We start from the raw sequence: 23638 nt of genomic DNA, 5'->3' as shown, positions 1-23638 counted from the left end.
CTACCAACGCCCGAAAAGCCTCCAAGATAGCGCGGCTGCCTAAGGCCTGTCACCTCGACAGCCGCGCCCCTGCAATGACGGCATCACTGTCGCCTACAGACTCCTATCGCCTCGTCCACTGCTCCCACAAATGCGCATAGGCCCCGCCCAGCGCCACGAGTTCATCGTGGCTACCCAACTCGATAATGCGCCCTTCTTCCATGACGGCCACGCGATCAGCGTCGTGAGCGGTGTGCAGGCGGTGAGCGATGGCCACCACCGTGCGCCCCGCCAGCAGGGAGGCCAGGGATTGCTCAAGGCTTCGCGCAGCCGAGGCATCCAGCAGGGAGGTTGCCTCGTCAAGAACCACCGTGTGGGGGTCCATGACGATAATGCGCGCCAGGGCGATCTGCTGGGCCTGCGCAGGGCTGAGTTCCACTCCCCCAGCGCCAACGGCGGTGTCGATGCCGGATTCCAAGCCCGCCACCCACTCGCTGGCACCGACGGCGGCAAGGGCGTCGGCGATGGCCTCGTCAGACACGGTGCGCCCGTGGGCGGCCAAGCGTAGGTTGTCGGCGATACTGCCGACGAACACGTGGTGTTCCTGGGTGACGAGGACGACGTGGGAGCGCAGTTCGTCCTCGGTCAGGTTGACGAGGGGCACGCCGTCAATGCTGACGCTGCCTGAGGAGGGCGGGTGGATGCCGGCGAGCATACGCCCGAAGGTGGACTTTCCTGCGCCCGATGGGCCCACGATGGCGAGGCGTTCGCCGGGGCGGAGCGTCAGCGAGACGTCGTGGAGGACGGGGTGGCCGTCACGGTAGGCGTAGGAAACGTTGCTGGCCTCAATTTCGGCCCGTTTCACGCGTGAAACGGTTGGGGTGCGGTCGGCAGGAACCTTCCCCACACCGAAGATACGCTGCAGGGCAACGATGGCGAATTGCAGCTCATCGAGCCAGAAGGTCGCCTCCCACACAGGGCCGCGCGCCTGATAGCCCAGCAGTGTCACCGTCGTGACCTGACCGGCGGTCAGCCACCCCAGCGACACCAGGTACACGCCCACGCCAATGACCACCAGCAAAGGCAAGAGGGTGCCACACACCAGGGCAATAAAGAGGATCATGCGGGTCCACGCTCCGTAGCGCTCCATCCGCCACACCTGCTTCACTACGGCATCCATGGAGGCCATGCGCACGCGCCCCAGCCGCAAAGCATCCACCGTTTCGCCGTGGTCAATGGTCTCGGCGACCATGCCCGATAAGGTTGCCTGCCCAGCCGCACAGGCACGATAGACGGGGATGGTGTGGCGGTAGTACCAGCGTGCCACCAGGGCGATAAAGGGCAGGCCCACCAGCATGAGCGGCGCCAGCACCCAGGAGGCGGCGAAAGCCGCTCCCACCGTCACCGTGAAGGTAATAACCATGGTGAGCATGGCAGAAATCCCGTTGCGGACAAGGTGCTGCACACTGCTCATGTCATGGGTGGTGCGAGCCAGCAGGTCACCCGAACCCGCATTCTCTACCGCCGACAGTGGCAGGCGGGTCAGTGAGTCCATAAGTTCAACGCGCATGGAGGAAAAGACTTCCTCGCCCAGGACCCGCGCCCTGTAGGAGGCCACCCAGTTCAACACACCAGCAACCATGACCATCGCGAAGGCAATGCCCAGCATGGTCAGTACCCAGCGGGCCTGCTGCCCTGCCTCAATACCATCAATGACCACGCCCAGGATCCACGGCAATGACACCGCAGCAAGCGAAGCCACGGTTTGGACGACGACTACCAGAGCCACCTGCCCGCGCCGCGCGCCCAGGTGAGTTCCCAGGCGCCGTAGGCTCTCACGCTTGCTTGCCAAGGGGAGTTTGATCATCAGTTGTCCGCCTTTCCCAGCATGGCATGCAATGAGTACGGCTCATTGGAGCTGGCCTGGGCCGAGGTGCCCAGCAGCTCCTCATATGTGCCGCGAGCGCGCTCGCCTCCGGCCTCGTCAATGACGATGACCTCGTCGCAGTGGGTGAGCAGCAGGGGCGAGTGGGTGACAATGAGCGTCGTGCGCCCGCCGCGTGCGGCCTGCAGGCTCTGGCCGACAAGGGCCTCCGTGTGGGCATCCAGGGCAGAGGTGGGCTCAACGAGGATGAGCACGGGGGCGTGCGTGGAGTAGGCGCGCGCCAGGGCCACGCGTTGGCGCTGACCACCAGAAATATTGCGGCCCTTTTCAGCGAGGTTGCCGTTGAGTCCGCCAGGCAGTGAGGTCAGGACGTCCTCGGCGTGAGCGCGGGCGATGGCCTCCAGGAGGCGCGGGTCGGCCTCGGAGGGCGTGTCGTAGATGGCGCCTTCTTCTGTGCGCGCCGCCGTGTCGAGGTCATTGCGCCACACCGTTTCGGTCACGCCTGCGGCTATTGTGAGGTCGGCCTGGGAGCCGCGCAGCGCCTCACGCAGGGTGCCGGCGAAGAGTTGGGGTGTGGCTTCACTGAGGACCACGCGTTTGCGGAGTTCATCGACGGGAAACTGCGCTGCAGGAGTGCCGTCGATCAGGAGTGGGCTGGGGTCTTCAACGCGGGCGAAGCTCCTAGCCAGGGCGGCGCCGACCTCTGGCGTGGGGCCGACGAGGGCGGTAATGCGCCCTGGGGTCAGGTCAACGGTGCCGACGCTCAGAGTCGCCCTCTCCCACGAGACCGGGGCGGCGGTAGTGGTGGCGTCGGCAGACTCGGCCTCGCCAGAAGGCGCGTTAGTAACGAGAGGTTCCACGGCGAAAACCTCGCCAATCCGGCGGGCACCCACGCGAGCGCGCGTCAGATTCTCCAACACCATTGCCGCCATCCACAGCGGGTGGCGCAGGTAGAGCGTGAACCCGTAGAAGGAGAGCAACTGCCCAACCGTGAGCTGTCCGTTCAACGTCAGCAGCGCGCCTTGGGCGACCACCAGGGTAATGAGCAGCATCGGTGCGGCAATACGAGCCGCATACAGCAGCGAGGAGGTTGCCGCAGCGCGGATTGCCGCATCACGCACACGCTGGGACTGCTCAGCATAGGCTGCGGCGTAGGATGCCTCGCCGCCGATACCCCGCAGAATACGCAGACCCTGCACGGCGTCAGTGGCGATCGTTGTGAGCTTGCCTTGCTCGTCTCGCAAGTCGCTTTGGCGTTTCTCCAACGGGCGGGAAATCCACGCGAGGAAAGCCAGAACAATGGGCAAACCAATGAGCACCGTCAAGCCCAACGGCACTGACGCGGTGAGCATCAGGTAAGAGACGATGCAGATCGAAATGGTGGCAGCGATAAACTCCGGGACAGTGGTGAAAAGGTCACCAATAGCGCCACTATCAGTACTGGCAGCAGTAACCACATCCCCAGAGGTCGTCGTGCGTTTAATCGCGCGTGACCTCTGGCTGATTCGACTGGCGAGGCTACGCTTACTCCCCCAATCCGCTCCCGCCCACATCCCGGTTTCTGCGAGCTGACCGAAACCATCACCCGCAGCCACAACGGTCAGGATAAGGACAAAAACGACGCTCGCCCACGCCAACTCACTCCCGATCCCGTGCGCCAGACCAATATCCAAGGCTCGGCCCATCGCCCAGGGCATAAGAGCCGATGACACCGACCCCAGCAGGAACAATGACAACGCAAAGACCGCTGCCCAACGGCGCTCCCGCAGCAGTGTGCGCAGCACACCGTTGCCCGTCGTTGGCAGGACGAGGGCGGAGCCGCGCGGGGAGCGCATGGGGGCAAGCCAGCGGGTCGGTGTGGGAGCGATGGGAGACAGCTCCGTGTCCAGGGCGCGCGCCTGACTATCGAGGTCGGCGGCAACCTCGGCACTCATGGTCGCGCGCGCGGCCTCCTTGGCGCGGCGAGCGCGCTCGCGGTTGAGGCGGCGCTCAGCACGCCTGTCTTTGCGTGACACGGCGCTTGCTGTATGGCCGGGGTTTGCGTGGCCTGGTTGCGCGTGGCCTGGGGTGGTCACAGAACATCCTTACGAATAGTGGGCAGCTCATCGGTTATCACCATCGCGCGCCTGACGCGGATGGTTCTTTCGCGTTCACACACCCCCGGCGCACACCGATGCCGGTGGGGAACGATCAATCGCGATCTTTCCGCCACCGGCACCAGTGGAATGTTTGGGTCAGCTCCAGAGAAGATGAGGCCCTGTGAGCTCAGTGTTGCCAGCGAAGTTTTGCCAGCTCAGTGCGCGAAGTGGCGTGTTCCAGTGAGGTACATCGTAATACCTGCAGCGTTCGCGGCCGCAATTGTTTCCTCATCGCGAACAGAGCCACCGGGCTGGACCACGGCCTTCACACCCGCATCAATGAGGACCTGCAGCCCATCAGCGAAGGGGAAGAAGGCATCCGACGCGGCAACAGCACCCTCAGTGCGGCGCTCGGGTGTGGGAGCAGTGACGGAGGCAGGCGCCCCCTGCGCGGGTAGCCCGTGCGCATTTGGGGTAGGCGTTGAGTTCGCGCCGGAGGCGCAAGAACTCATGGGCGAGCAGGGGGCGGCGGCCTCCGTGGACACAGACACAGGCCTCGCACCGCCAGGTTCGTTTACGTCGGCTGCAGCATCGCCTGTCGAGCGGCCGCCCAGAGTGTTGGCGCGCTCAACGGCCAGCTTGCAGGAATCGACGCGGTTGACCTGGCCCATGCCCACGCCAACAGATGCGCCATCCTTGCAGATAATGATGGCGTTGGAGCGCACAGCGCGAACCGAGCGCCACGCGAATTCCAGGTCGGCCAGGGTGGCCTCGTCAGCGGGCTGGCCAGCGGCGAGCGTCCAGTTTTCGGGGCTGTCACCAGCGGCATCAAGGTCGTCGCGTTCCTGGACGAGTAGGCCGCCGCTGATCTGCTTAAACTCCACCTCAATCTCAGCGCTCTCAGCGGTTGCGGCGGCGCGAAGGGGCGGGGTGACCTGCAGGACGCGCAGGTTCTTCTTGGTAGAAAGGACCTCCAGGGCGCCGTCCTCGTAGGCGGGGGCTAGGACGACCTCGGTGAAGATCGGGGCGATCTGCTCGGCCAATTCCACGCTGACAGGGCGGTTCACTGCGATCACGCCGCCGAAAGCAGAGACAGGATCGCAGGCGTGGGCCTTGCGGTGAGCTTCGGCCACGTCCTCGCCGACGGCCACGCCACAGGGGTTGGCGTGCTTGATGATGGCCACGCAGGGGCGCTCGTGGTCGTAGGCGGCGCGCAGGGCGGCATCGCCGTCGGTGTAGTTGTTGTAGCTCATGGCCTTGCCGTGGAGCTGGCGGGCGTTGGCAATGCCGGGCAGTGGGGCGACCTCGGCAGCGTCTCCGGCAGCGCCGCCCGTGCGCTCTTCGTCCTCGTCGAAGCGTGCCTGACGGTAGACGGCCGCATTCTGGTGGGGGTTCTCGCCGTAACGCAGCACGTCAGCCAGCTCGAAGGCTTCGCCCACAACGGTCGGCCAGGTGAACTCGTCATCCTCAGCATCGGCGGTGGCCTCGCCAGCAGGATCGGCGGTGGCGGCGCACCCGCACGCGCTACCGCAGCTGCCCTCGTCCTCGTCCTCCTCAAGGAGGTCCAGCGCGTCGGCAACAGCCGGGCCCATAAAGGCACTAAAGAGCGCGGTTTCGATCTCGCGGCGGCCCAGCTGTTCACCAAACCAGGTGGCCACCGCCATGTCGTACAGGGCCGTGTGGGTGAAGGCTTCGGCGGCGAGTTCGCGGCGCTCCTCCAGGCTGAAGCCTTCGCCTGCGGCGGCGCGGGCGACGTCCTCGTAGCGTTCGGGTGAGGTCACTACGGCCACGGAGGGGTGGTTCTTCGCGGCGGCGCGCACCATGGAGGGGCCGCCAATGTCGATCTGTTCGACGCAGGCGTCAAAGCTTGCGCCCGAGGCGACGGTTTCGGTGAAGGGGTAGAGGTTGCAGATGACCACGTCGAAGGCGGCGATATTCAGGTCGGCGATCTGCTGGCGGTGGTCGGCCTTGCGCTGGTCAGCCAGGATTCCGGCGTGCACGTGGGGGTGCAGGGTCTTGACGCGGCCCTCGAGCACCTCGGGGAAGCCGGTGACGTCGTCGACGGGGGTGACGGGGATGCCGGCCTCGGCGATGCGTGCGGCGGTTGAGCCGGTGGAGACGATTTCCACGCCAGCATCAGTCAGGGCGCGGGCGAGGTCAATGAGGCCAGTCTTGTCGTAGACGCTGATGAGGGCGCGACGCAGCGGGCGGTGGTCGATGGCGTCGAGATTGTCGAGGTGAACCGTGTGGGTGACGGGGGTGGACATGTTTCCTCCGGTAGGCGAGCGTATCCTCGCCCCGGCGCCCAGGCGGGCGACGCCCTTAGGGCCTGTCCCTGGCCGCTCCCCGGTGGTCCTCCACCCTCGCCAGTTGCGGCCACAGCCCACTTTAGCGCCTGGGTGCACACGCGGGAAGCGGGGTCCACGGTGTAGTCATGTGGGGGCTGGTGGCGGACGGCGGGGGTTGGCGTGTGTTTGACGAGGGTGCTGCGGGTGGCTTTTTGGGTGTGCGCACTGCGGTGCGCGAGGGCGCCAGGGGTGGAGAATCTCTATAGGCGGTAGTGGAGAACTCCTATAGTCAGGTGTGGAGAACTCCTATTCTCTCTAGTGGAGAACTCCTATAGCCATGCGTATACTTGAGCACATGAACGGCTATATTCCGCGCATTGTTGACGCTGAAATCCAACTCGCCCTCGAGAGTTCCGGGGCGATAGAGCTGCGTGGCGCTCGCGCTTGCGGCAAGACGGAAACCGCTCTGCAGTTTGCCACCTCTTCACTGCGCCTGGATATGAACGAGCCTCGCGCCTCTTTAGCGCAGCAGCAGCCAAGCACGGCGTTGGTGGGAGGGACCCCGCGCTTATTGGATGAGTGGCAACTGGTTCCTGGTCTGTGGAACGAGGTTCGCCGCGCGGTGGATGAGCGACGCACGTCTGGCCAGTTCATTTTGACGGGGTCGGCGACGCCCGAGGACGATCCTCTGCGTCATTCTGGAGCGGGACGCTTTGATCGCATCCTCATGCGCACCATGTCTTTGGTGGAGACGGGACACTCTTCTGGGTCAGTCTCTCTGTCAGGGCTATTTGACCTGAAGGATGGCCAGCAGATTCCTGTGACAGACTCCCCCCTTGAGTTCTCTGACGTTATTGACCGTCTTGTTGTGGGCGGATGGCCGGGCTGGTGGGATGCGTCGCCAGAGGTGGCAAGTCGCCGGATTCGTTCCTATCTGGCCGATATTACGGAACATGATTACCGCACATTGACGGGCGCCTCGCGTGATCCTCGGCGTTTTTCGGCCTACCTGCGTGCGGTTGCCACCATTACCGCTCAACCCGCTGCTTTCACGGCGTTGAATGCGCACATGGGCGACTATCTGGCAGCAACGGTTGGCCCGCAGGCAGCCTCGACCCTGCATGACCTGGCTGTGCGCATGTTCCTGGTGGAGGATCAACCTGCGTGGTCACCGAAACTGCGTTCCAAGACAACCGCAGGGCAAGCCCCGGTGCGCCACCTCACTGATCCGTCACTGGCGGCTTCACTGTTGGGGGCGACCCCAGATCGCTTGCTTGCCGAGCCCAATACCTTGGGTTTCCTATTCGAATCCCAAGTGACGCACGATGTGCGCATCTACGCCCAGGCGATGGGCGCGCGCGGCGTCTTCCACTTCCGCGACACGAAGGGCCGCGATGAAATCGACATCATTGTCGAGGACGAGGTCGGCCGTTGGATCGGCTTTGAGGTCAAACTCGGGGTGGATGCGGTCGATAAAGCCGCAGCGAATCTACTGCGCGTAGCGGCAAAGATTGAGCGCGCACCCTCGGCCCTTGCCGTCATTACTCCGACCGGCATTTCCTACACGCGCGCCGATGGCGTGCATGTGATTCCACTTGGGACGCTGGGGGTGTAAAGCACTCTCAACACTCCCCATTTTCTCCTGTTGGACTTTATGCTCACCAGCAGGAAGTTCTTCGACGAATAGGATCACGATGAAGTCGAATACGAAGACCTGGGACTCGCCCAACAAGTACTTGCACGCTAAGGATTTGAACACCTCACTCGGACCAAGGATGACGCCAATCAATGGTGTGCGATTAATGGTTCGAAGATGGGAGGCGTCTTCAGCGCATTCCTTCCCATCAACGATGCCATTGTGAGCACCGGATCAGAGGTCTTTGAGTACCTCATCACTGCTCATCAACATTCTGCTCAGGCAATGCAAAACACCATCGACAGCTACGCCAAAGCAGACAAGGAAGCATGGCCCAGATATGAGCACCCCCACCCCGTTCTCTGGCGCATCTTTCAATTTCGACGAAATGATCTCCCGGCTCGATACACTCAACCGCCAACTCGAAGCCGAGAAAAAGGCTGCCGAAACTGCGGACGATAAGCGCGTAGCCCGCGCCCGATCTGGTGAGCTAGGGCTGGAGTGGAAAAAGCTCCGAGAAAGAATCGATTCTGGCCAGACCTCCCTTGAACAGATTTTTTCGGGGGAAGACACCTCGCGTGAGGCGCAAGAAGTATGTCGCCTCGCTCAACGGAATCTAGCGGCGATGCGAGATGCCTGGCAGCAACAACAAAACGCTGGTCAGGATTCCCCTCTTGATGAGATGGAACGCGCTCGCTGCGGTGAGGGTGCAGACCCCCGCGCAGTGATCCCAACGATTTCCCTGACTACTGGAGGGAGTTTGGCCGATGAGTATCCTGCGAGTTGAGTCTCCTGTACTGACTTATGCCGCAGAAGACCTCCGTTCCGCTAGCTCCCGCATCGCTGAAACGGTCAATACCCTTGACCGAGACATGAGCATTCTCGCTGGAGCGTGGACGGGTGAAGGTGCTGACGCAGCAATGCGGCGGTGGCACTTAGAGAACGCGGATCTGATGCGGATTTCTACTGATGCTGAGCGTGCCGCGCGTGCGCTTGAGCAATGCCGTGAACTCTACGAACGTGCTGACGCCACGGTTGCAAGCATCTGGTCGCTCTAACACGATAAAAGCCTCACATGTCACGATTTCAGGTCATGCCCACACGCCGCTTTTTGGTCCCGCTAGGACCAACCGAGGCGGTTTCTTTTACCTACCGTTTTCTAAAGGCTCGCGGATACTCTTCTGATCCGTGGAATCTTGATTCTGCTCTGCTTGCCCACGGGGACGCTGCGAGGGGGTGGAAGGGGGTCGTCATGCGTGCGGGCGGCGATAAGGAGGAAATGGTCGCAGATTTCCTTATGGAGGTGCTGCCGCCGCTTTTTCTTGTGCCCAGCCTGAGAAACAAACATACACTTGTGCGAGTCGCTATTATCGCCCGCTCAACCAGCGATGCCCGCATAAGCGAACTATTCTGCTCTTTTGTCAGTGTTGCCTCCGATAGGGGCTGGGTCTCCCCCAAGCTTCAGGCTGTGGATGCATTTGACTCTCTTCCACAGGCTTTCGCTGCAGAAGGTTTGAGTGTCCAAGAAACCCTGGCATGCAGTGCTTTAGATCTGGACAAAGATCACCCCCTCCACCCCAAAAAAAATGGCCGCACTCAGGAAACTTATGCGTCGGGAGGCACGGCAGCGAAGGCGTTAGCTTGCGCGCGAATATACCGCGCCTCTTTCACGGCAGGTTTTTCAGGTCATGCATGTAACGCCCCCGGTTCTCAAAAGGCGTGTAACTGGGCCAATGTCGGTCCTCAAAAGACTCCGCCTCAAACAACGCCCGCACACGCTCCACAGCATCGGGCCCAGTAATGAACTCCGCCCATTCTGGTGTGCGAGATAGGCGTATGAGAGTCTCCCATGGCCGCAAACTAAACGACAACGGCGACACCAACAACCGAAAATCCCTCGCACGCACACCACCCCAACGACGCCACCAACACCCCCACCCACGACACACAGGACCACTCACCACCCGATACACCAACACCACATCACCACGCGCACTCTTCCTCGCACCCACCGCACGCACAATATCGGCCCAAGCAACCTCCCACACCACATCCCCCACACGCTGAGACACACCCTCCACCGACAACACCACATCACCAGGAAACACCCGCCGCCGCGACCGTAACCACAACAACACACCTGCCCACATAAGCATGAACACAACGCCGATCTGCCCCATGACATTGAGGACGAAAGAAACCGGCAGGCGAGAGTGTGGATGGGAGTCATCTGCCGAAGTCACCAGTACAAGGCCCCCAAGGATAAGTGCTCCTCCAAACCACCCAACAGCTGCAGAGAGATAGGTGTCAGGTAGAGTGCCCGCTCGTAAAAGCACACCCCGGTCAGCTACTTCAACATGGGGATGGCGCATGCAGTCGAGACGCGCCCTCGCGCCCAACAGAACTGAAACCCCTATTCCCCCGAGCCCACTCGCGATCACAGCCAATCCTGCGATTGTCTGCGGTAGTCCCTCCATCTCTTGTCCAGCCAAAGCCAGGGCAAGCACGATAGCGAAGGTAATTCCCAGAGCTGGATATGCGCCAGCTAAAACCCACCATATCCACGGTAGGTCACGAAAACGGCCTTGCACACCCGTCATCACTCTCGCAGCATTCCTCTCACGGCAGATTCTTCAGGTCATGCATGTAACGCCCCCGGTTCTCAAAAGGCGTGTAACTGGGCCAATGTCGGTCCTCAAAAGACTCCGCCTCAAACAACGCCCGCACACGCTCCACAGCATCGGGCCCAGTAATGAACTCCGCCCATTCTGGTGTGCGAGATAGGCGTATGAGAGTCTCCCATGGCCGCAAACTAAACGACAACGGCGATGCCAGCAGCCGAAAATCCCTCGCACGCACACCACCCCAACGACGCCACCAACACCCCCACCCACGACACACAGGACCACTCACGACACGCGCCACTAACAGCACATCACCACGCACAGTCTTTTTTGCCTCCGCCGCATGCACGATGTCGTTCCAAGCAACCTCCCACACCACATCCCCCACACGCTGAGAAACACCCTCCACCGACAACACCACATCACCAGGAAAGAGCCGACGCCGCGACCGCAACCACACCAACACACCCGCACGCACAAACATGAGGACTGCAATGCTTCCCATCGTCAATTGAAAAACGATGATCTCCCGGACAGATTCTTGCGGTGGAGAATAAGACAGCTGCACCACTTGAGCTCCAAGGAAGACAGCAGCCCCACTGCACCAGCCAACTATGGGCGACAAGCGGCTATCCGGCTTTACACCAGCCCTCAAAATGATGCTGTTGTTAGCTCGCTCCACCTTCGGTGCCCGCGCGCAGTCCATACGCGATTGAGCGGAGAGTAACGAGGCAAAACCCAAGCCAGAAGCGCCGATGGCAATAAGAAGTTGCCCCAGAACCATAATCCACAGGAAGGATCGAGCTTTGAGAATCTCCTGATAAGTAAAAGCTCCGGCAAAGAGCCATCCAATAGCCGCATATGCTCCGGCGAGAATCCACCACAGCCATGGAAGGTCACGAAAACGGCCTCGTGCCCCTCTCATTCCTCTCGGCCTTTCATTCACAGCTGCTTCTGGATGTCTTGCACGTACCAGTCGCGATTCTCAAAAGGCGTATAACTGGGCCACACCCGATCCTCAAAAGACTCCGCCTCAAACAACGCCCGCACACGCTCCACAGCATCCGGAGCCGTAATAAACTCCTCCCATTCCGGTGTACGAGACAGGCGCATAAGGGACTCCCATGGCCGCAAACTAAACGACAACGGCGATGCCATCAAGCGAAAATCCCTCGCACGCACACCACCCCAACGACGCCACCAACACCCCCACCCACGACACACAGGACCACTCACCACACGCGACACTAACAGCACATCACCGCGCACAGTCTTTTTTGCCTCCGCTGAATGCACAATGTTGTGCCAAGCCGCCTCCCATACCGTATCCCCCACACGCTGAGAAACATCCTCCACCGACAACACCACATCCCCAGGAAACACACGACGCCGCGACCGCAACCACAACAGCACAACTCCACGGCTGAGACAAACGACGAAAACAGTCACGAAAATTACGTACGAAAGAACCTCAGCCCTCCGGGGAACAGGTGTGGGGTCACCTGCACTAAAAAGGAGAGCTAAGAGAAAAAGAAGGGCAAGGCTAAATGACCCGACGGCTGGCGATAGGTAGGAGTCAGGATAGATGCCTGCCCTGAGAACCACACCACCATCCACCCTTTCAACAGCAGGAAAACGGTGGCAATCTAAGCGCTCCCGAGCAGCCAACAGCGCAGAAAAACCAATCCCTGTCGCACCTACAGCAACAAGGATCAAACCTAATCCCACAAGCTCAAGGTGCGCACTGCCTCTCAGATACGTTTGGTAGAAAGCTGCCACACCGAGGACCCATCCTGTACCTGCATACAAAGCTGCCACACCCCACCACAGCCATGGAAGGTCACGAAAACGGCCTTGTACCCCTGTTGTCACTATCGCAGTGTTCCTCTCATGGCAGCTTCTTCAGGTCATGCATGTACCGGCCACGATTCTCAAAAGGCGTATAACTGGGCCACACCCGATCCTCAAAAGACTCCGCCTCAAACAACGCCCGCACACGCTCCACAGCATCCGGAGCAGTAATAAACTCCTCCCACCCAGGCGAAAACGCCAACGCCACCAACGCATCCCACGGCGACACACTAAACGACAACGGCGACACCAACAACCGAAAATCCCTCGCACGCACACCACCCCAACGACGCCACCAACACCCCCACCCACAACACACAGGACCACTCACCACCCGATACACCAACACCACATCACCACGCGCGCTCTTCCTCGCACCCACCGCACGCACAATATCCGCCCAAGCAACCTCCCACACCACATCCCCCACACGCTGAGACACACCCTCCACCGACAACACCACATCACCAGGAAACACCCGCCGCCGCGACCGTAACCACAACAACACACCTGCACGCATAAACATGATCGATGCAGCTAAAACAAAGAAAGCAAAACCGAACACATAAACTAGCGTGTTCACACGCTGGTCTGGCAGCTCTGAAAGCGAGGCAATGAACATACCCACGAATGTGAGACCGCCGCTACTCCAACCAACTATGGGAGAAAGGAAAGTGTCCGGTTGATTTTCAGCATGTAGCTGTACTCCATCGGTGCTGTTTTGAACATGCGGGTAATGCACATAATCTAGGCGCCCGCGAGCACCAAACAATGAAGCTACCCCGAGCCCTATCAGTCCTGCTGCAACTAGTGATAATCCGAGCGCCATAACCGGGAGTAAAACAGACTCACGCTGGAGAGCAATCCGAAAGATCGCAATGGCAAACCAAACTCCGAGGATCATGTAAAAGATAGCGATAAACCACCATATCCATGGCAGGTCACGGAACCTGCAGCTAACACCACGATTAGGTGTACCCATACTCCCTCTTCTCTTGATTGAACAGCGTCAGTTCTCAAAGAAGCTATCGACGGCATTATCAGTACAGGTATAAACCACGATTCCTACCCCAATCCCAACAAGTGCACCAACAACTGTTCCCAGACCCGGCACTACGGAGCCGAAAGCCGCTCCCATTGCAGCGGATGCGCCAGCCGACGCAATCGCAGAGGCTCCAACACTCACTGCCCCAGCGATCGCATTTGAAACACCCGCCTGAACAAGAGTTTCACCGTTCTGATAATCCTCATAGCCTGCGAGAAACATCCCTCCAACGGCTAGACCACCCCCGGCTACCTTAAACGCAGTCGGCGTCACTTTAAACGCGCCAGTCTCGGACCGAAGGACCTGGGCTTGAAAATGTGCCGCATCGACATCGTTGAGGACTTGATTGGCAAGCTTCCCTCCGCCAAAAGCCACAGGATCAGCAAGCACCCTTCCTTTGAGAGCCTTCGCTCCATCATCAAGGGCGGACGCATATTCCTGGCCCCACTTTGTTCCTCGATATGTCGAGTACCCCACCACCGAAGCCATCGACATCGATGTCCCTATATCAAAGGCCTGAACCCAGTCCCCCAAAGTCTTTGGCACCAAGCTCTCTAGTGCCGCGCGCTCGCAATACTCCTCGCTGCGCAACTGCTCCATCCGGTAGGATAGATCTTCATAAATCGCTTGACGCCGTAGATATTGGTCGTCATCTGGACCGTTCGGCTCCGGTGGATAAATTGTGTCACCAACGACTGTCAATCCAGTATCTCTGGCTTCTTGACGTATCTGCTCCGCTGATTTCTGTACCCGGTCGAGGCACGTCCCGTAGTCATACAACATGTCGATGACAGGAGATATTTCCCTGAGGATTTCTCCACACGCCCGGCTCTTATCCTTCGCCCACTGTGAAGCAGCCTGAGCGGTCTCCCCTGCCCAATCGTCCTCAATCCTTCGACATGCAAATCGCAGGTCGCTCTCCGAGTTTTCGAACGACGGGATCACCCTATGTCGGAGCCATTGCTCAAGCGCAAAAAAGACCTCAGGGCGCCCTTCAAAATCCGCGTGAATGCTCACAGCGCACGCTCCTGATTAACAATCGCTTCACACACCTGACGTTCAACATCGGAAAATCCTTCAGCGGCTCTTTGAAGGTTCTCCCCGTATCGCCCGATTCCTTCCGCCGCTGCCAAAAGGACGCTATCGACCTCTTCAATAAAAGCAGACAGCACCGTTGTCAGAGCACCCGCATCTCGAACTTCAGGTTTGAAGTGGCGTGCCGTCCTCATCTCAACAACAGTAGCGTCCATCTGGCGCGACACTACATCGCTGACATCTGAGCTAAAGCGCAACTCCTGAGCTGTCATCGCCGCTCCTCTGGAATGACAATGTCCTTCACAATCATGTCAAACCCATCGACCTGCTGAGCCTCTTCCAACATTGCCCAGTCCATCAGAACCCAAGGCGTCTGCTCCCCAGCCATATCAATCAGCCGATCAAGCGCCGTGTAGACAAGCAACGCGCGCCTACCATCAGGCATTTCACGCAAGGCAAGGTGTGCTTCATTGCGTTCATCAAGCACACAAGGGACATAAACCACAGGCGGAAGAATCTCCCAACGATTCTCCGAAGGGGACGGTACATTCACCGAGCTAGCAAAGTCAGACATGCCTTGATCCTAGGTGACCCTAACTCACTCCCGCTGCTATTTGCCCGTGCTTCGCCGCGACTTAGTTTTCCACCCCGTACCGCACGCGGCGTCCGTTGATGGTCCAGCCTTCGCGGATCATGCGGCCCACGGCCTCGACCAGTTGCTTCTGCTCGGCGATCTTGATGCGTGCCAGCAGAGAGTCCGCGTCGTCCTCGTCCTCAACGGGCACGGCCACCTGAGCGACAATCGCGCCCGTATCCAGGCCGGGGTCGACGATGAACAGGGTCGCACCCGCCAGCTTCACGCCCGCTTCAATGGCATCAGCGGGCCCGCGCACGCCAGGGAAGGAAGGCAGCAGGGAGTTATGGGTGTTGACAATACGCCCCTCGAAGCGCTCCAAAACCGCAGTCCCCAACAGCTTGAGGTATCCGGCGCAGACCACCAAGTCTGGCTCGTACTCAGCCATGAGTGCAGCCAGCTCGCGGTCCCACTGCGCACGGTCCCACTGCGCACGATCCCCTTGGGCACCTTCCGCGCCACGCTTGAAAGGGTGGCAGAAGGTGGGGATATCCTGCTCGGCAGCCCACTCCAGGCCTGCGCACTCCCGGTCCGCGCCGACGGCCACGACCCTGCCGCCCCAGTAGGCGGCGCGGCTAGCCTCGACGACGGCCTTCATATTCGACCCCTCCCCCGCACGAGGACGAGGATGCGGGCGGGAGCCAGAGGTGCTTGCGTGTGCTTAGTCATCGGCGGGGTCCTCAATGCGGGGGATGCGGGTGGTGGGGATGGTGTCGGCCTCCGTCGCTGGGCGAGGCCGACGCGTGGTGGCGTACAGCGAGCCGGTGTCGACAGAGCCGGTGTCGGCCGCTTCTATTGAAGGGTTCTGGGCAGAACCGCGAGCGTCTACATCAGAAGCGGCCTCGTTTATGGCCGGATCATCCGTAACGTCCTCCGCTAAGGCGATTACCTCAGACAGTGGAGCCGTCGTCTCGGTGGTCACAGCATCCGTTTCAGTCGTTTGCGAGGTCGCAGCGTCACCCTCAGACGACTCGGAAACTTCGACCAACTCTGGCTGCACAGAATCAGCACCCTCGGCAACTGAGAATACCTCGGTGGGAATATCGTCAGGGTCGAGATCTTCAGTCCTGGACGCTCTCGCCTCCAGACCAGTGCTTCCTTCAGCCATGCCAGAGGAGGCACCTTCGCCGGGGCCAGCTTCAGCCACGCCCTCGTGAGCAGCCCGACCCGCACGGATCTTCTGACCCAAACTACTTCCAGCCAGTGCCTCGTGAGCGTCCGCGCGACACCCCTGCATCCATGCACGAGTGATGGGATGTGAAAGCACCACGATCAGCGCAACCGCGCCCAGGATTTCCCCCAGCAACGCAGGCAGCGTCCACTCCAGACGCGGGCCGATCCCCACCATGCGTCCCTGTCCCAAGGTCAGGATCGACAGCCACATCCACGCAGCCATGAACAGGGCGAACACTCCCGCAGCGACGCCCAACGCATAGGCCTGCTCACGTAGGGAAGGCAGGCGGCCTCGCCAGGCAAAAAGTACCCCCACCAGGGCACCCAACACCAGCGGCACACACACCACCCATGCGCCCACGGGAGAGGAAGGCAGCACGCCAAGGAAAGGCACCGGCGGGATCGGCGCGGTCGGAGCTGACGTCAGCGAATGGACAGTGTCGGGCCCCAGGACGACGCCTGGCCCCGCTCCCCAGGCCGCCACCCATGCGCCTGCCGTCGGCACAAAGAGCGCCTGCGCGATAGCCAGCATCACCGTGTCTACCGTAGTTGCCGGATGCAGCAAGTCAGCAATGGCAACGACGTTCTCCCAGCGCACGAATACCAGGCTCATCAGCGCAATCAAGCTGGCCACCCCAACGATGCCCGTCATGGCCGCCCCCTGACGCAGGCCGATGCGCAGCCATTCGGGAATCTGCATCATTCGGGGAGGTTCAGGTGGCGCGGTGTCGGCTTCACGAGCCAGCGTGCAGGCTTTACGGTAGGCGGCGCGGGTCTGCCCCAGGGCCGCCCACGCGGTTGCCAGCGTAGCGCAGCAGAAAGCGCCAATCATTGTCGCTGGCCACGAGTGATGCGTCGTATTGCTCCCCACCAGCAGGGCGGTTGTGCCCATGTATGCGGGCACGGCAAACCACAATGCGGAGGCCGGGAAGTGGCGTCCCGTGAACAGCAGCAGACGCAGGATGACCACAGCTAGCAGAGTCATCAGCAGTGGCACCGCACGGTAGGTGACTTCGTTGACAGTGAGCGGGCTCCCCAGGCTCATCGCCCACAGGTCAGACCCCACCGCCATCGCGTCATCCCACGAAATTTTTCCCATCCACGGGTTACCAGAAACCCCCAGGTAGGTGACGAGCACCAGCGTGGTCGACAGCGCCCACCCCAGCAGTGCTCCTTCAACGCCTGCCAAGAGTGACCGCCCCCAGCCGTCGGGAATACGGATGCGCAGGGTTTTACGTTCGCTGCGCGCAGCGCGCGGGCGTTGTTCGTCTGACGAGGCCACCGGCGGCGTGGCGCTTTGTCGGCCAGGTGCGGCCTCGCTGTCGGTTGGGGTGGCGCCTGCCTGAGCTCGACTGCCCACACCGTGAGTGGGCGTGCTGATACCTCGGACGGGTGTCACCATATGGCGTGAGGCTTCAGCCGAGGTGCTGGCAGAGGCGTCCATGCTTCGGGCATCCGATCGCGCGCTCGCAGTAACGCTGTCACCGGGCATGGCTGAGCCACGCGAAGATTGACCATTCAGGGCTTCGCCGCGTGAGGGGGTGCTGGGGGTGGGTGTTTCACTCATCGTCTCCATCGTCGCCTACATCCTGCGCCCCTGCTGGGTGCAGCGCCGAGGATGGGTGAATTGTGGGCCTCCCCAATGGGTCTCAATGCTCACATCGCCTCTGCGTTCTATGTACCAGGAGTACGTCCATGGCCCTTCGTTGCTTGATGTCCTCCTGGTCGCTCACATGCAGCCGTGCGCGGCAAGGCATGAGCGGCCAGGAGCTTCGCGTGTAACGAGCCCCGCATGCAATGCGGATCCCCTTGAACCAAAAGGCAGTTACAGGACAGAAGGCGTCCACACACGGAAGTTCCCTGGGTACGCAGCTCGCGCAGCGGATTTTGATTACTGTCCTTCATATGCGGCAAGCACTTCAAGGGCCGCCTTCGCCTGAGCGCGTTGCTCTTCCACGATGGGGGCCAGTTCGTCGCGGTGGGTGTTGACGAATTCTTCCCGCACGGCCCATTCAGCCTCGTAAAGGGCGTCAAACCAGCCAGAGGAACGTCGACAAGCAGCATCATGCGTTGCCACGGCGATTTCGTCAGCTGAGGGTTGCCCACTCGTCTCCCATTGCCAGCGTATCTGCAAAGATTCAGGCATTCTGCGTGATGCGTTGCGCCACGGGCGTTCTGGAAGGTCTGGGATTCCCAGGGGAGCCATACATTCTCGCCACCTTGCCGCAGCATCAAGAAGTTGGGGCAAAGTGGGGTCGCTGCCCAGACGGTTGAGTTTGGACCCGATGCTCTGTTGTGCTTTCTCGGCTGCTGCCTGTATTTCTGCCTCTGTTTCGGGCAGTCCCTCGGCTTTCTCTTTCTCAATCTGTGCAACTTCATGTGGGCGCACACGGCGGGCGGCCTCCATCGTGCAACGCTTCCATGTCTGATCAAACTCCGGCGGCATCGTGGCTGGGTCGGGCAGAGTGACGCCTTCAACGTAGTCGCCATTACCATCCATACGATAACCGTATTTCGCGGCGATCTCTTCGGTGAAGATATTGTTCGATGCTCCCCAGGGCATTACCGCGTCCTCGGGTTGGAAAAGCTTGATATGTAGCGGGTAGTCGGGGTAGCCCGATTCGCGCATGCACTGCACGGTGCCGACAATCTCCGCGTCAGATGCTAACTTTCCCAGGACGCGTCCCGTGTAGATGTCGGTGGGCATCACCCAGCGTTGCTGGTCTTTTTCAGGGATTTCCTCCGAAAAAATGGGCATCCGAGAGGCAAGGTCCACGCTTATTTTTTCTGACGAGGCCACCGTAGCGCCGTTCTGTGCGCTGAGATGCACGCTTGAAGGGGCAGATGATTGCCCTCTTCCAGCAACACTGGAATCAGATGGGTTGGCGCTACATGCTCCGATCATCAGAGCGAGCGCAGCCCCGGCAATGAAGGTGCGCCGTGTATGGCCGAGAGTGGAGCGTATGCGCGTCATGGTGTCTCCTTCGACAGAATGTGGCTTCCTGCCACCGTGAGTGCTTTCTTCTCACCATGCTAGGAAGGGGCGCACTACCACCTCTATTGATTTTTGTTAATGCGCTGCCTTACTTGTATCCATAGGAGGCGAGCACTTCAACAGCGCGCTTCGCGTTGTCGCGGTGGCGTTCCAGCAGGGGTGCAAGTTCGTCCTTATGCGCGGTCATGAACTCTTCGTGAAGGCTCCAGGTCTGCTCGTACAGGGTGTCGAACCACCCTGATGATCGTCTGCAGGCGGCATCATGGCGAGCAACGGCGATCTCATCGGCGGAGGCGTCGCCATCTGTTTCCCAATTCCACCTGTCACGCAATGAATCAGGCATCCGTTGGGAGACATTTGGCCATGGCCGCTCGGGCAGGTCAACGATCTTCAGGGGCGCCATACATTCGCGCCAACGTTGGGCAGCTTGTGTGAGCTCGGGGCTCGTCAGATCAACACGAAGGCGATCCAGTTGCGTCTCAATGTCTCGAAACTCGGGCGTGAAGAATGTCCGCCACTGTTCCAGGGGCGACTCGTGCAACTGGGCTAACGGCGAATCTTTGGCTAAAAGATTTTCATACTCTTCCACAGTGGTGCCCGCTAAACGCGCTGACACTTTCAGCGTGCAGGCCCGCTCATCGTCGGCAAAGCCGTCTGGCATGTTCGACCAGTCCGGCAATTCGACACTGTCGATCCGGCCAGGATCGGGAGCCAAACGGTAACCGTATGTGGCGGCGATTTCTTCAGTAAAACGATGCCCGATGCCTCCTGCCGTCTCTGTTTCCGGTGGCGGGGCGAATGGGGTGACGTGGATGGGGTAGTCGCTGTATCCGGCCTTTCGCAGGCAGTGGGCGCGCGCAACGATGTGGGCATCGCTTGTTAATCTGCTGATCTGCCCACCATAGTAGGCGTCGGTTGGCAGGGTCCATCGTTTTTGATCTTTAGCGGGTGTAGCGTCGCTGATTGCGGGAACGCGGCTTTTCGCTTCCTCTGCTCCCTCCAAGGGGGTCGATGCGGCTGATTCAGGTGCGCGGGTGACCTCGTTTATCGCATCTGGCCCTTCTGTGACGAGGCCACTACAGCCGCTTAGTCCGAGCGCCACCGTAATGGCCAGCGTTGCGGGGAAGGCATGCTGTTTTCCCACACTGCAGGTTACCCCGCACCTAGCTTTCCGAGTGCCCGATTCTGCGGTGCCCTCGCGCAGTGGGCCGCCTTCCTTCTGATGTGTCGTTGCAACCACTCTCACCGACTGTACTATCCCTACTCTTCAGTGTTCGCCGTCAGTGCACGCGCGCCTGAGCCCGCGCCGCATTCAATGCCACTTCAGTTCGAGAGCGGCACCCCAGGGCATCAAGAATCTGCGTGACATACACTCGCACCGTGCCCTCCGAATAGGCCACGCATTCGGCAATCTCACGGTTTGATGCTCCTGTGATGAGCACCTCGTACACCTCACGCTGGCCAGTGTTTAGCGATTCAACGAGGCTGAACCAGCGCTCACTTTCTTGACGCTGCTCCCCAAGGTGTCGTAAGGCTTCAAGGGCACTTTCCGTTGCGCGTGCTGAAAGAAGACGTTCACCAGCATGGATACGCAGCAGGCCATTGATCACTTCCTCCGGCGGCATGTCCTTGGTTAAGAAGGCCACTGCGCCTGCGGCCATTGCCGCACTCAAGCGTTCCTGCCGCTCAAAAGCGGTGTACATGACAACCTTTACTCTCGGGTGACGGCGAGAAAGACGCTGGGCCGTCTCCACCCCATCCATGATGGGCATTTCAACGTCAAGGAGCACAATATCGACGCTATGCACTTGTAGGAGATCAAGGACCTGCCTCCCATGTGCCGCTGTTGCCACGATGCTGACCCGCCCGTCTGCGCCAAGCAGACGGGCAAGGCGTTCGCGCAGCTCGGGCTCGTCCTCGGCAAGAAGGACTTTCAGCGGCCACGGCGCTTGGGTCGTGTCAGTCACGAGCTTCCTCCCGGGTTTCTGAGGAGAGCGCTTCGGTCTCCTCATGTGAAGGTTCACGTGTGGGCAACTGTATGGACAGCATCCATTTGTCTGCCACCTGCCCAACCATCACTTCTCCGTTGAGAAACTGCGCCCTACGACGTAGGTTCTCAATCCCTCGCCCCGAGGTCAGTGCGGCATCGACCTCGTTCATCGACAACGCAGTGTATGCCGAAACGATGGCAACCTCGACTTGTTCATCAGTGATTTCGCCCCACACGCGTACTGTGGCCCCGTGAGGAGTGTACTTCGCGCAATTGACCAGCCCCTCCCGAATGAAGAGGACAAGGAAGTCGTAGGCGACAGCCCCTAAGGCTTCTCGCAAGTCAGGTTCTTCTGGCAAGTCCACGCGGAGGCTCCGGCGTTCTTGACGCAGGATCACTTGTGCTTCCCGCAGGATTTCAGCCAAAGATTGTGCGGGCACCTCTCCGTCAGGTTGGAGGATATCAGCAAAACCTCGCAAGTATTTCACGGATCGTTCGGCTGAGCCTTCAATAAGGGCGCACTCTTGGCCGAAGGCACCAGAAGAATCCTGAGCTCTGATGGTGCGGGCAGCAACCAGTATCTTGCTCAGGTCTGTCATCACCGTGTCATGCAAGGACATGGCAACATCCATACGGGTGCGCTGAGTGGCCAGTTGTAATGCATGTTCAAGGCCATGAATCCGCGCCTGGTTGAAGTACATCGAGAGTCCAAAGGGGAGCGCGATTGCCGTTTGGAGAATGACAGTCACAACACCGGTCAGTATGTTTCCCTGCGTACGTGTCACCACGCCGATGATAAGCGCAAGAGCCGCGATCCCCGCAGCGAGTGCCCACTGTCGGCGTGAAATCAAATCAGCGGCAGCAACCACGATCAGGAAAGAGGTGAAGCCGACGCTACCGAAGGGGGGCAAAAAGACGGGCCAGATCAGGCACAGAGCAGCCGTGGTGAGGGCTGCAGGAGTGGGATAACGGGCGATGAGAACTGTTGAGAGGACGATGGCGGCCATGAGAAGCAGACCATGCATCGGCGGAGAAGATATGAAGGTCCAGGCCACAGCGTCCACACAGACAAGGGCTAGGCTAATCGCAAGGTAGGCATGAGCTTTACTCACGTCCCCTCCCCCTATGTTGCTGCCTACAGGTCGGCTCCATTGTCTGCGATGAGGGCATCCTTTTCCATTAACAAAAGTCAATAAGGACCGATCGTTGCTCGATGTCCTCTTGGTCGCTCACATGCAGCCGTGTGCGGGGAGGCATGAGTGACTAAGAGCTTCGCGCACAAGGAGCCCCGCATTCAATTCGGATCCCCTTGAACCAAAAGCCGGTTGCAGGACAAAATGCGTCCACACACGGAAGTTCCCTGGGTGCGTGACCCTCTTGGCCACGCACCCAGGGAACTAATCTCGTTTATCACGGACGAGGTTCTGCAGGAGAGTGTGAGCGCGACTGCCGGCCTACGCCCCTTTCAGGTTGGGGTGATGTGTCCCCTCAGCCCTGCAGAATCTCCCTGGCCAGCAAGGCGGTCTGCGACGGAGTACGTCCCACCTTCACGCCCACAGCTTCCAGAGCTTCAGCCTTAGCCGCAGCCGTGCCGACTGAGCCGGACACAATCGCACCGGCATGGCCCATGGTCTTGCCTTCAGGAGCGGTAAAGCCCGCCACGTAGGCCACCACCGGCTTGGTCATGTTTTCGCTGATCCACGCGGCGGCACGTTCCTCGGCGTCACCGCCGATCTCACCGATCATGACGACCAGGTCGGTGTCGGGGTCCTTCTCGAAGGCCTCCAGAGCATCAATGTGGGTGGTGCCGACAACCGGGTCACCGCCAATACCGATACAGGTAGTGAAGCCTAGGTCGCGCAGCTCGTACATGAGCTGGTAGGTCAGCGTGCCCGACTTCGATACCAGGCCAATGCGGCCGGGGCCGGTAATGTCGGCGGGAGTGATGCCAACATTGGACTGTCCGGGGCTGATAATGCCGGGGCAATTGGGCCCAATTAGGCGTACGCCAGCTTCCAGAGCGCGGGCCACGAATTCAACGGAGTCGGCCACGGGTACGCCCTCGGTAATGACAACAACGGTTTCCATGCCCGCATCGATGGCTTCGAGGACGGCTGCTTTGGTGAAGGCTGGGGGTACGAAGACGACGGACACATTTGCGTCGGTTTCGGCGCGGGCCTCAGCGACGGTGCCGTAGACGGGAACCTCAACCTCGCCGCCTGTGACGGTGTCGGCTGCAGGGCCGTAGCCTTCAACGGTGAAGGTGACGCTGGTGCCCGCTTTACGAGGGTTAACGCCGCCAACAACTTTCGTCCCGGCGCTGAGCATGCGGGTGGTGTGCTTCATGCCTTCGCCGCCGGTCATGCCCTGAACGATGACGCGCGAGTCGGCGTGGAGGAAGATCGACATTGTTTCTCCTAGTCCT

General features: G+C 60.4%; 20 protein-coding genes and 1 riboswitch. Of the genes, 3 read left to right on the top strand and 17 right to left on the bottom strand.

What is annotated here, in order from left to right; all coding sequences use genetic code 11:
* Positions 1-103: 103 nt before the first annotated feature.
* The 3 genes from HWX48_RS08880 to purH form a co-directional block, all read right to left on the bottom strand.
* Positions 104-1846: an ABC transporter ATP-binding protein gene (locus HWX48_RS08880; RefSeq protein ID WP_254873049.1), complete on the bottom strand. Its 1743-nt coding sequence runs from the start codon at positions 1844-1846 to the stop codon at positions 104-106.
* Complete coding sequence (locus HWX48_RS08875; protein ID WP_175956725.1) at positions 1846-3939, bottom strand: ABC transporter ATP-binding protein; 2094 nt, start codon at positions 3937-3939, stop codon at positions 1846-1848. Before HWX48_RS08875 ends, HWX48_RS08880 begins: the two co-directional genes overlap by 1 nt.
* 218 nt (positions 3940-4157) lie before the next feature.
* Positions 4158-6209, bottom strand: a complete 2052-nt coding sequence (purH, locus tag HWX48_RS08870) for a bifunctional phosphoribosylaminoimidazolecarboxamide formyltransferase/IMP cyclohydrolase (RefSeq protein WP_175956723.1) — start codon at positions 6207-6209, stop codon at positions 4158-4160.
* Between the two features lie 29 nt (positions 6210-6238).
* A riboswitch (ZMP/ZTP riboswitch) is annotated at positions 6239-6326 on the bottom strand.
* Between the two features lie 241 nt (positions 6327-6567).
* On the opposite strand from purH, the gene HWX48_RS08865 reads away from it, so the two are divergent.
* The 3 genes from HWX48_RS08865 to HWX48_RS08855 all read left to right on the top strand — a co-directional run bounded on the left by HWX48_RS08865 (position 6568) and on the right by HWX48_RS08855 (position 8924).
* Positions 6568-7845: an ATP-binding protein gene (locus HWX48_RS08865; RefSeq protein WP_254873048.1), complete on the top strand. Its 1278-nt coding sequence runs from the start codon at positions 6568-6570 to the stop codon at positions 7843-7845.
* Positions 7846-8206: 361 nt separating this feature from the next.
* Entirely contained in the window at positions 8207-8653 is a 447-nt protein-coding gene (locus HWX48_RS08860) for a hypothetical protein (RefSeq protein WP_175956721.1), read from the top strand.
* The gene (locus HWX48_RS08855; RefSeq protein ID WP_175956719.1) at positions 8634-8924 is read left to right on the top strand and encodes a WXG100 family type VII secretion target; all 291 of its coding nucleotides are present in this window, start codon (positions 8634-8636) and stop codon (positions 8922-8924) included. Before HWX48_RS08860 ends, HWX48_RS08855 begins: the two co-directional genes overlap by 20 nt.
* A gap of 609 nt (positions 8925-9533) precedes the next feature.
* Here HWX48_RS08855 and HWX48_RS08850 read toward each other — a convergent pair.
* The 14 genes from HWX48_RS08850 to sucD form a co-directional block, all read right to left on the bottom strand.
* On the bottom strand, positions 9534-10109 hold the full coding sequence (locus HWX48_RS08850) for a hypothetical protein (protein ID WP_175956717.1): 576 nt from the start codon (positions 10107-10109) through the stop codon (positions 9534-9536).
* A gap of 376 nt (positions 10110-10485) precedes the next feature.
* Positions 10486-11415: a hypothetical protein gene (locus HWX48_RS08845; RefSeq protein WP_175956715.1), complete on the bottom strand. Its 930-nt coding sequence runs from the start codon at positions 11413-11415 to the stop codon at positions 10486-10488.
* A gap of 17 nt (positions 11416-11432) precedes the next feature.
* Entirely contained in the window at positions 11433-11603 is a 171-nt protein-coding gene (locus HWX48_RS08840; protein WP_175956714.1) for a hypothetical protein, read from the bottom strand.
* A gap of 775 nt (positions 11604-12378) precedes the next feature.
* Complete coding sequence (locus HWX48_RS08835) at positions 12379-13323, bottom strand: hypothetical protein (protein ID WP_175956713.1); 945 nt, start codon at positions 13321-13323, stop codon at positions 12379-12381.
* 27 nt (positions 13324-13350) lie between these two features.
* Positions 13351-14403, bottom strand: coding sequence for a hypothetical protein (locus HWX48_RS11150; RefSeq protein WP_217701615.1), 1053 nt, complete (start codon positions 14401-14403; stop codon positions 13351-13353).
* The gene (locus HWX48_RS08825) at positions 14400-14693 is read right to left on the bottom strand and encodes a hypothetical protein (RefSeq protein ID WP_175956712.1); all 294 of its coding nucleotides are present in this window, start codon (positions 14691-14693) and stop codon (positions 14400-14402) included. Before HWX48_RS08825 ends, HWX48_RS11150 begins: the two co-directional genes overlap by 4 nt.
* Positions 14690-14995: an SAV_915 family protein gene (locus HWX48_RS08820; protein ID WP_175956711.1), complete on the bottom strand. Its 306-nt coding sequence runs from the start codon at positions 14993-14995 to the stop codon at positions 14690-14692. The genes HWX48_RS08825 and HWX48_RS08820 overlap by 4 nt, the downstream gene beginning before the upstream one ends.
* Positions 14996-15056: 61 nt before the next feature.
* Positions 15057-15653 carry a phosphoribosylglycinamide formyltransferase gene (locus HWX48_RS08815; protein WP_175956710.1) on the bottom strand — a complete coding sequence of 199 codons (597 nt, stop codon included), beginning with the start codon at positions 15651-15653 and terminating at the stop codon, positions 15057-15059.
* Between the two features lie 63 nt (positions 15654-15716).
* Positions 15717-17795 (bottom strand): DUF6350 family protein, encoded by a 2079-nt coding sequence (locus HWX48_RS08810; protein WP_175956709.1) that lies wholly within the window; start codon positions 17793-17795, stop codon positions 15717-15719.
* A gap of 324 nt (positions 17796-18119) precedes the next feature.
* Positions 18120-19202 (bottom strand): hypothetical protein, encoded by a 1083-nt coding sequence (locus HWX48_RS08805; RefSeq protein WP_175956708.1) that lies wholly within the window; start codon positions 19200-19202, stop codon positions 18120-18122.
* A gap of 109 nt (positions 19203-19311) precedes the next feature.
* Positions 19312-20367 carry a hypothetical protein gene (locus HWX48_RS08800; RefSeq protein ID WP_175956706.1) on the bottom strand — a complete coding sequence of 352 codons (1056 nt, stop codon included), beginning with the start codon at positions 20365-20367 and terminating at the stop codon, positions 19312-19314.
* Positions 20368-20503: 136 nt separating this feature from the next.
* Positions 20504-21190 (bottom strand): response regulator transcription factor, encoded by a 687-nt coding sequence (locus tag HWX48_RS08795; protein ID WP_175956704.1) that lies wholly within the window; start codon positions 21188-21190, stop codon positions 20504-20506.
* Positions 21183-22325, bottom strand: a complete 1143-nt coding sequence (locus tag HWX48_RS08790; RefSeq protein WP_175956702.1) for a hypothetical protein — start codon at positions 22323-22325, stop codon at positions 21183-21185. Before HWX48_RS08790 ends, HWX48_RS08795 begins: the two co-directional genes overlap by 8 nt.
* A gap of 376 nt (positions 22326-22701) precedes the next feature.
* Positions 22702-23622, bottom strand: a complete 921-nt coding sequence (sucD, locus tag HWX48_RS08785) for a succinate--CoA ligase subunit alpha (RefSeq protein ID WP_175956700.1) — start codon at positions 23620-23622, stop codon at positions 22702-22704.
* Between the last annotated feature and the right edge of the window lie 16 nt (positions 23623-23638).

It is taken from the genome of Schaalia sp. Marseille-Q2122 (assembly GCF_903645355.1).
Taxonomy (GTDB): domain Bacteria; phylum Actinomycetota; class Actinomycetes; order Actinomycetales; family Actinomycetaceae; genus Pauljensenia.
This window is presented reverse-complemented; position numbering and strand designations above follow the sequence as displayed.